9 protein-coding genes are annotated in these 8,993 nt (G+C 39.3%); 5 read left to right on the top strand and 4 right to left on the bottom strand.

Translation table 11 applies throughout. From position 1 onward, the window contains the following. Window positions 1-301, bottom strand: a 301-nt coding sequence (locus ACKPEB_RS19345) for a DUF305 domain-containing protein (protein WP_408966616.1), incomplete at its 3' end; no start/stop codon positions are given. A gap of 116 nt (window positions 302-417) precedes the next feature. On the opposite strand from ACKPEB_RS19345, the gene ACKPEB_RS19340 reads away from it, so the two are divergent. Further along, window positions 418-978: an NUDIX hydrolase gene (locus ACKPEB_RS19340; protein ID WP_408966615.1), complete on the top strand. Its 561-nt coding sequence runs from the start codon at window positions 418-420 to the stop codon at window positions 976-978. An 86-nt stretch (window positions 979-1,064) separates the two neighbouring features. Here ACKPEB_RS19340 and ACKPEB_RS19335 read toward each other — a convergent pair whose 3' ends face one another. Then, on the bottom strand, window positions 1,065-3,599 hold the full coding sequence (locus tag ACKPEB_RS19335; protein WP_408966614.1) for an adenylate/guanylate cyclase domain-containing protein: 2,535 nt from the start codon (window positions 3,597-3,599) through the stop codon (window positions 1,065-1,067). A 270-nt stretch (window positions 3,600-3,869) separates the two neighbouring features. Here ACKPEB_RS19335 and ACKPEB_RS19330 point away from each other — a divergent pair, with 270 nt between their 5' ends. Next, window positions 3,870-4,988, top strand: a complete 1,119-nt coding sequence (locus tag ACKPEB_RS19330) for a glycosyl transferase (protein ID WP_408966613.1) — start codon at window positions 3,870-3,872, stop codon at window positions 4,986-4,988. A gap of 46 nt (window positions 4,989-5,034) precedes the next feature. Next, window positions 5,035-5,451: a secondary thiamine-phosphate synthase enzyme YjbQ gene (locus ACKPEB_RS19325; protein ID WP_408966612.1), complete on the top strand. Its 417-nt coding sequence runs from the start codon at window positions 5,035-5,037 to the stop codon at window positions 5,449-5,451. A gap of 12 nt (window positions 5,452-5,463) precedes the next feature. Here ACKPEB_RS19325 and ACKPEB_RS19320 read toward each other — a convergent pair whose 3' ends face one another. Together ACKPEB_RS19320 and hemL are read right to left on the bottom strand one after the other, a co-directional pair. Continuing rightward, window positions 5,464-6,159, bottom strand: coding sequence for a Uma2 family endonuclease (locus tag ACKPEB_RS19320; RefSeq protein WP_408966611.1), 696 nt, complete (start codon window positions 6,157-6,159; stop codon window positions 5,464-5,466). An 80-nt stretch (window positions 6,160-6,239) separates the two neighbouring features. Continuing rightward, window positions 6,240-7,535, bottom strand: coding sequence for a glutamate-1-semialdehyde 2,1-aminomutase (gene hemL / locus ACKPEB_RS19315; protein ID WP_408966610.1), 1,296 nt, complete (start codon window positions 7,533-7,535; stop codon window positions 6,240-6,242). A gap of 141 nt (window positions 7,536-7,676) precedes the next feature. Between hemL and hisE the strand changes: the two genes are divergently transcribed. Next, the gene (hisE, locus tag ACKPEB_RS19310; protein ID WP_408966609.1) at window positions 7,677-8,252 is read left to right on the top strand and encodes a phosphoribosyl-ATP diphosphatase; all 576 of its coding nucleotides are present in this window, start codon (window positions 7,677-7,679) and stop codon (window positions 8,250-8,252) included. Window positions 8,253-8,325: 73 nt separating this feature from the next. Beyond that, a partial coding sequence (locus ACKPEB_RS19305; RefSeq protein ID WP_408966608.1) for a CHAT domain-containing protein occupies window positions 8,326-8,993 on the top strand: 668 nt, incomplete at its 3' end.

The raw sequence follows: 8,993 nt of genomic DNA, 5'->3' as shown, positions 1-8,993 counted from the left end.
TCAGTTGAGGACGAGTGGAATTTTGAAGTACCTGTTTAGCCATATTAATTGCTCCTTGATGGTGAGGAATCATCGCATCAATAAAGCGTAAATCATATTCAGCATCAGCCGGGCCTAAATCCATCATCCCGTGATGTTCTGACATCGTGTTATTTTCAGCTAAGGGGGTTTCAGAACTAACGGCAACCGCAGTTTCAGAAGCCTTCGGTTGAGATTGGGATTGAAAAGTTGTACAAGCTCCTAAACTTAAAGTTACCGAAATTCCGAGAAGAGAGAATAGAAAATAAGGGTTGAATTTCATAGTTTTGAGATGAAAATAAAAAACAGAAACGTGAATCGGGTAAAATAGAATTAGAGTGAATCTAATAGATAACGCCTAACTTTTAGTTTGGCATGAAAAAATGAAATGGAGGTGAAATGAGCAAGAATAATAGACCCGCTTCACCTTGGAAAGTGATTCAACCCTTAGCTGAGATTCGTTCTCCTTGGGTCACGGTGATTGCAGAAAAATTACAAGATGATCAAGGAAACCTCATCGATTATTGGCGGGTAGAAAAAGCGGATTCTGTGATCATTTTAACCCTTCAGAACCAAAGATTACTCTTGCCTCAACCGATGTATCGTCCTGGGCTCGGAGAAACAACCCTTGATTTTCCTGGGGGGCGAGTTCCACCCGAACAAACTCCGTTAGAAACGGTTCCTTTTATCTTGCAAAAAGAGTTGGGAATTCAACCTGCGGAAATTTCAGAAATTACAGCGATTAATTCCGAAGGCTGGGCTATTAATAGTTCTTTTTCTAATCAAAAATTATATGGATTTGTAGCTAAAATTTTACCAAATATTCCTGTAAACTCTGAAAAAATTGGGGCAAGTTATCCAATGACAAATCAGGGAATTGAAGCGTTACTTAAGGATTTAACTTGTCTTCAATGTCGAGGAATTTTATTAGAATGGAACCATCAATTTACCCTGAGTTAATATCTGAAACATCCACTCAAGATTACAGATGTTTTTGAGAGGCTTGTATAGCCCTACGCACTAGAGTTAGGACAAAAGAATCTTAATTAAATGGAGAGAGATTGAAGAACACGATCTAAGTAAATTTTAGCCACTTGATCCGATGGATTTTCCCGTAAACACGCTTCAAAACATTCAGCAGATTCAGGAAAAGCTTCTAAATGATAAAGAATTAAGGCTTGCTCAAATAACGTTTTGGTTGCAGCTTTTTTACGATATAAAACGGGAGGATCAGCATCAAACACTTCAAAAACAGATACCATTTCTGATTTTCCCTTAACCCTGACTTTATCAATCACACGGAAAGAATAAATATTCGGATCTTCCAGACGCAGAAAGGTGTGTTCGCTAATTAATAAAGGAATCTGATAACGTTTACTTAATTCCTCTAATCGAGCCGCTAAATTGACCGCATCACTAATCACGGTACTATCCATTCTGTGCTTTCCACCCACGATCCCTAACATTAAATCTCCTGTATTAATCCCAATTCCAATACTAATCGGCGAACGCTCAGGACGTTGACGAGTTAAATTATATTCGGATAAGCGTTGTAACATTGAGATTCCGGCTTTTACAGCATCATCAGCACTTCCACCAAATAAAGCCATAATAGCATCTCCAATATATTTATCAATAAACCCTTCATTTTCTGTAATGGCAGGTTCCATCCGAGATAAATAAGCATTAATAAATTTAAAATTATCTTCAGGAGTCATTCGTTCAGACATTTGGGTAAAGCTGCGAATATCTGAAAATAAAATCGACATTTCTTTTTGTACTGCATCCCCGGATCTCACATCCACTAAACTTTCATATCCCAAGAACGATAAAAATTGATTAGGAACAAATCTTCCCGCCGCATCCGTTAATTGTTCTTCTTCATCTAAGGCTAATTCTAAACTACAATTAATCTCAAACATTTCTTCAATAAATCGTTGTCGTTCTTCCTCGGCTCGTCGGCGTTCTGTAATATCTTGAAACACCCCTATTGCATAGGCAATTTGTCCCAATTCATCATAAATGGGGGTTCCCCAAGTTTGTAGCGGAATCATCCGATCTAAATATTGAACTTCTAATTGATCAACACTACCAATTCCCTGATGCAAGGCTTTAAACAACGGTAAATTCTCTAACGGATAAAGTTTAGGGGGATCGGATTTAGAATTGGAATAAATATATAAATTTAAAGGAGGGTCAGAAAAGAAAACTTCAGTTCCTAATAACTCTTTAACAACTTGATTGGTATAATATAATTTTCCGGCTGAATTGATAACAACAACTCCTAACGGAATCGCTTCTAAAAGTTGATAAAGTCGTTGATTTTGAACTTGCAATTCTGCCATTAAATCCAAGTTTTCAGTTTGGAGTCGTTGATTGAGTAAGGTAATTTCTTCATAGGCTTGAGTGAGTTGTGTTTTTTGAGCTTCAACGGTTTGTTTTTCTTTTTTTAATTGAATAAAACTATCTCGTAATTGAGCTTCTTTCTGCTGAAGTAAAACAACTTTTTCTTCTAAACCTGCATAAAGGCGACGTAATTGTCGAGTCATACGGTTAAATGCGATCGCTAATTGTCCGATTTCATCATCGGTGGTGACAGGTGCAACTAACGTTAAATCTCCATCAGATACTTGAGTTGCAGTGTGAGTAATAGCTAGGATGGGACGAGTAATTTGTCGAGCCAGAAGATAGACACCGAGTGCTAAAATCACGGCTGAAGTTAATCCCACTGATAAAATAATCCAAGCTAATCGATGGGCGGGTGCATCGGCTTGAGATAGGTGCATTTCTACTAATAATGCTAACTCTCGTTGCTCCAACCATCGATACACCCCGATCACCGGAATTCCTGCATAATTTAAATAAATTTTACGACCATCTTGACCTCGTAAAGCCGCTTTAATTCCGGGGCTATCCACCTGAGTTGGAAGATGATTTCGACCCTCTGTCACAACATTTTGATATCGATCAACTAAATAGGTGGCTCCAGTTTTTCCTAAACCGATTTGATCAAACACAATTTCTTCCATGCGTTTGAGATTAAAATGAGCAACTAACACCGCCAATTTATTCTGATTATCCCCAATAATTGGAGTCGAAATTGTTAAAGTCGGGTGATGGGTAGCTGAGGAAAAATAAACATTTTGTACAAACGTATTTTTAAGACCTTGTTTGAAATATTGTTCTTGCCATCGAGATTGACCTTCAGACCGAGAATCAGTGGAAAAAATAATTTTACCTCCATCAGCCGTCAAAAGTTGCACTTCCTTGAAATCGGGTTTAGCAGCTAGGGCGGAAGCCATAAATTGTTTAATTTGATGATAAGCTTCCTGCCATTGAGGAGAAGGTAAATTAGCCGTCAATAGAATGGCGGTGGCTGTTTTAATATCGGGTAATTGTGCTAAAGAAACGGTTGCATTTTTTTGGTTTTCCACCCATAGGTTTAACGCTTCTTCTTTCAGGGTCGCCGTCACTTCTAATCGGTCAAAAACCAATTGTTGAATCGAGGCTTTGGCACTTTGAAAGGCGATCACCCCTACACAAAAGATGGTTACGACAGATAGCAGTAAAAAGTAGACCACAAGCCTGGACATCAGGCTTTTTGTCCAGAATTTCATTCAATTAGCCCTTCATCACCGGTCACAATTCACATTTTCAAGGTCTTTTGATCTGGCTAAGGACTTTAGATTGTTTATCTTAGCTAGTCCCGACAGAATTCATCGGATCACCTGAGTTGATGATCCTTATTTTATCGGGTTTCGGTTGACGGTTGATTCTTAGCCCTTAACACCTCTATCTTGGCTCTAACTTCATGTCAAAATTGAAGAACTGTTCACTCTATTGTCCTCCCCATGTCAAGACCAACCGTATATTTAGCGATTACCAATCATGGATTTGGTCATGCTGTGCGCTCTGCGGCGATCGCCAATGAAATCCAAAAGCGTTGTCCTGATGTGTTATTAATTTTGGTCACAACCGCCCCTCGATGGTTATTAGAATCTTATCTGGAGGGAGATTTTATTATCCGTCCTCGTGGGTTTGATGTCGGGGTGGTGCAGTCTGATAGTTTAACGATGGATTTAGTTGCAACCCAAGAAAAATGGCAACACATTCGCCAACAGCAACGTTCTATTATTGCTGGAGAAGTGAATTTTATTAAACAAAATCAAGTTAATTTAATTTTAGCAGATATTCCGCCTCTGGCGTCTTTAATTGCTCAAGCTGCGGGGATTCCCTGTTGGATGATGAGTAATTTTGGTTGGGATTTTATCTATCGAGATTGGGGGGAAGAATTCACCGAGTTAGCCGATTGGATTTCCGGTTGTTTTAATCAGTGCGATCGCTTATTTCGCTTTCCCCTTCATGAACCGATGACGGCTTTTCCCCATCAAATTGATGTAGGGTTAACCGGGGGAGATCCTCGCTTTAATTTAGATGATTTAAGAGAAAAATTAGGAATTATAACCCCACCGGAAAAAACAATATTATTAACCTTTGGGGGGTTGGGCTTAAATGCGATTCCTTTTGATAATTTTTCACAATATTCTGATTATACGTTTATTACCTTTGATGTCAATTTACCGCCTTTTCCGAATTTAATTCAAGTCAGTAATTCTTTGCAATTACCAGATCTTCATTCCCATCTATTTCGGTTGCGTCCCGTAGATTTAATGCCTTTGTGTGGACGAGTGATATCTAAACCCGGATATAGTACCTTTGCGGAAGCGTTACGGTTAGATATTCCCTTAGTTTCTCTAACGCGGGAAGGATTTGCAGAAGCTCCTATTTTATTAGACTGGTTACAAAATTATGCTGATCATCAAATTATCACAGCCAGTGATTTTTTGGACAAAGATTGGGATTTCCTTCATCAACCCCTTCAACAACCTCGCCTTTCTGAAAGATTAGATAAAAATGGGAATGAAGCGATCGCTCAAGCGGTTGTTGACTATCTTTTGAATTGCGTTTAAAATGCAAAAATCATCAAGAATTCATCGCTTATTATCTGTTTAAGTTATGGCACATCATCAAGAAATTTTAGAGATTAAAACCAGTGGTAAATCATTTTCTAATGTTACGGCTTATGTGCAGGAAGTGGTTAAAAATTCAGGGATAAAAACCGGAATTTGTCATTTATTTTTACGCCATACTTCCGCTAGTTTAATCATTCAAGAAAATGCTGATCCTGATGTATTACGGGATTTAGAGAACTTTTTATCCAAATTAGTTCCTGAAGGGAATCATTATATTCATGATGCGGAAGGCTTAGATGATATGCCCGCCCATATTAGAACGGTTCTCACCCATACCTCTGAACAAATCCCCATTTCTCAAGGACGATTATTATTAGGAACTTGGCAAGGAATTTATCTCTGGGAACATCGTCGCCATCGTCATAGCCGTGAATTAGTCGTACATATTATGGGGGAATAATATTAATAATCCTTAGAGTTCATCAGGATTAATCCCCATTTCTCTTAAGCGTTCTGCTAATCGTTGTGATCGCATTTTTTCGGCTTCTAACTCCGCCTGAACTTGGGCTAATTGTTGCCGTTCTTCCTCTAACATTTGATGAATCTCAATATAAGAAAAGAATTTCTCCCCATCCGGGCGATAAATTTTTAATTCTTCCCCAGAACAATCAAACCGAATTCCTAAACGGGGACTAATATAATCATTTAAAGATTCCAGACTTTCCAATCCCTCTTCATGACGTATCCATGCTTGTAATTCATCTGTCTCAGGATTATAAATATAATATTCCTCAACGCCATATCGTTCATAAAACAATAACTTTTTATCCATTTCTACCGTAGAATTACTCGGAGAAAGGATTTCAAAAACAACCTGGGGAGCAATATTATTTTCCAGCCATTGTTGATAGGAACCCCGTTCACCTTTAGGTCTACCCACCACCACCATTACATCAGGGGCGGTTACAATTCGAGGTTTTCCTTCCACTGGATACCAAAATAAATCTCCAGCGACAAATACATTGGGATTATCTGCAAACATCCAATCTAAATTTTGCTGAATTACAAGAATCCAGCGAAATTGTTTGGTATTATCCGCCATCGGTTTACCATCACTTTCGGGATAAATAATTTCTGTTGAAGATGAAGATTGAATCTGGAAAACCATAGGTCAATCAAGAGAGTAGGATAATATCACTGCATAGGCGGGGTGAGTGTATTTTTGATTTCCCACCCCCACCTTAAAACTTACAAACTAGCCATGACTTCTCTAGCTGCGGCTAAAGTTTTTTCAATGTCTTCATCCGTATGAGCTAAAGACGTAAACCCAGCTTCAAATTGAGAAGGAGCTAAATAAATTCCCCGTTCTAACATTCCGCGATGGAAACGGCTAAATTTAGATAAATCGGATTTTTTAGCATCCTCATAATTGTGGACTGGCCCTTGGGTAAAGAATAAACCAAACATTCCACTAATTTGTCCCCCACAAGCCGCATGACCGGTTTCTTTGGCTATTTTTAACAACCCATCACTTAATTTTTTGGTAATTTTATCCAAATATTCATAAGTTCCAGGTTTTTGCAATAACTCTAGGGTTTTGATTCCCGCCGTCATCGCTAAAGGATTTCCCGATAAGGTGCCCGCTTGATACATTGGGCCGGCCGGGGCGACCATCGACATAATATCCCGACGTCCACCATAGGCGCCGACAGGTAAACCACCCCCAATAACTTTTCCTAATGTGGTTAAGTCCGGTGTGACGCCGAATTTCTCCTGAACCCCGCCATAGGCAATACGGAACCCGGTCATGACTTCATCAAAGACTAATAAAGCTCCGTTTTCCTGAGTTAAAAGTCGCAACCCTTCTAAAAATCCCGCATCGGGAGGAATAAAGCCAGCGTTGCCTACAATCGGTTCTAGGATGACTCCAGCAATTTCCCCTGGATTGTCAGCAAATAACTGTTTGACGGCTTCTAGGTCATTGTAGGGGGCGGTGAGGGTATTACTGGTGACGGATTTAGGAACCCCTGGGGAGTCCGGTAAACCTAATGTAGCGACTCCAGAACCCGCTTTCACGAGGAACATATCTCCATGTCCGTGATAGCAGCCTTCAAATTTAATCAGTTTATCTCGTCCGGTGAAGGCCCGCATCAAGCGCAAGACGGATAAACAAGCTTCTGTTCCTGAGTTAACAAATCGTACCATTTCAATACTCGGAACGGCATCAATGACCATTTCAGCTAGAACATTTTCTAATACGCAAGGAGCGCCGAAACTGGTGCCTTTTTCTAAAGCGTCTTTGAGAGCATTGATGACATCAGGATGGGTATGACCGCAAATGGCTGGCCCCCAGGAGCCAACATAATCAATATATTGATTGCCGTCAACATCCCAAATATAAGCGCCTTTGACTCTATCAAAAACAATCGGTTGTCCGCCGACGGACTTAAAGGCACGCACGGGAGAATTAACACCACCCGGCATTAGTTTTTGGGCGGCGGCAAAGATTTCTTCTGATTTTGTAGTTGTTAAGGGTGTTGTCACTCTAAGATAATCTCCTTCAAAGGTAAGATTGTTTGGGTAGATGCGTTAAAATCGAGTCGAATATTGCTGTTAGTGGACTGAGCAAAACCAACAAAATGATATTGTAATCAAGTTGGGTCTCCCTTTGTATTGGTTAAATTTATGTCAACCTTAAAACCCCTAGAGTTAAGCCTGTTGAGTGATATTGATACAATTCGTTACAACGAAAAAGGATGGGTTCTGGCTATCATCCAAGATGGTTTAGAAGGAACGGTGTTAACTTGGGTTTGGATGAATGCAGAAGCCTTAGAAAAAACCATTGCATCCCAGCAAGTTTGGTCTTGTCAAGATGCAGGAATTGTGTTATGGAATGCAGAAATTTTAGTGAAAGAAATTCGCTATAGTGATCATAACCCGATGCTAATTATTGGAGTTGAAGCCCAGCATCAGGAATTATCAGGAAATACCTTATCAGGATTATTTGATGTGATTTGCGATCGCAGAGATTTTCCTCAACTGGAATCTTATACCTGTAAATTATTGGCGGGAGGAGATAATAAAATTCTTAAAAAAATTGGGGAAGAATCGGCTGAAGTAGTGATGGCTTGTAAGGATGATGACAAAGATGCGATCGCCGGGGAAGTTGCTGATTTATTTTATCATACTTTAGTGGCTTTAGCCCATCATGACGTTGATTTGAGAGAGGTTTATCAAAAATTAGAAGAACGACGAAAATAAACCTGTAGGATGTGTCAGCAACTTTAGAATTGTTCGATATCAAGCCCTCTATTCAACAAGTTGTATTAAACTGATGAAAAATATCTTAATTCTTTCGGCTAATCCCACTAATACCACTCGATTACGTTTGGAACAAGAAGTCAGAGAAATTCAACAAACCCTGAGACAATCCAATCATAGGGACGAGTTTCAGGTGATTCCTGTGGGTGCGGTTCAAATTGATGATTTACAACAGACCCTCTATGATTATCACCCTACAATTGTACACTTTTGCGGTCATGGTTCAGGGAATGATGGATTAGTCTTAGAAGACAATTCGGGTCGGAGTGTATTGGTGAGTGAAGAGGCGTTAGCAAGATTATTTCAAGGGTTTCAAACCGAAGTTGAATGTGTTTTGTTGAATGCTTGTTATAGTGAAATTCAGGCGAAAGCCATTCATCAACATATTGATTGTGTAGTGGGGATGAATCAAGCCATTGGAGACAATGCAGCGATTAAATTTGCGGTGGGATTTTATCGGGCATTAGGGGCGGGAGAACCCTATGATAAATGTTTTGAGTCGGGTCTAACTTTAATCGATTTGAATGGAATTAAAGAAGTCGATAAACCTCAAATTAAATATCGAAACCGAACGAAAAATTTAGCCATAAATTTCAATCCTGAATCTAATAAAACCATGCCATCTTCTCAAGAAAATCCTCCATCTATGAATAAATCTCAATCTTTTGGTAACATCACCAT

Origin of the sequence: Planktothrix sp., assembly GCF_046067725.1 — a bacterium.
In the GTDB taxonomy this organism is placed as follows: domain Bacteria; phylum Cyanobacteriota; class Cyanobacteriia; order Cyanobacteriales; family Microcoleaceae; genus Planktothrix.
This window is presented reverse-complemented; position numbering and strand designations above follow the sequence as displayed.

Bases quoted from the DNA above. Each gene is read 5' to 3' on its own strand.
- ACKPEB_RS19340 (WP_408966615.1), top strand. From the start codon at position 418: ATGAGCAAGAATAATAGACCCGCTTCACCTTGGAAAGTGATTCAACCC.
- ACKPEB_RS19330 (WP_408966613.1), top strand. From the start codon at position 3,870: ATGTCAAGACCAACCGTATATTTAGCGATTACCAATCATGGATTTGGT.
- ACKPEB_RS19325 (WP_408966612.1), top strand. From the start codon at position 5,035: ATGGCACATCATCAAGAAATTTTAGAGATTAAAACCAGTGGTAAATCA.
- ACKPEB_RS19320 (WP_408966611.1), bottom strand. From the start codon at position 6,159: ATGGTTTTCCAGATTCAATCTTCATCTTCAACAGAAATTATTTATCCC.
- hisE (WP_408966609.1), top strand. From the start codon at position 7,677: ATGTCAACCTTAAAACCCCTAGAGTTAAGCCTGTTGAGTGATATTGAT.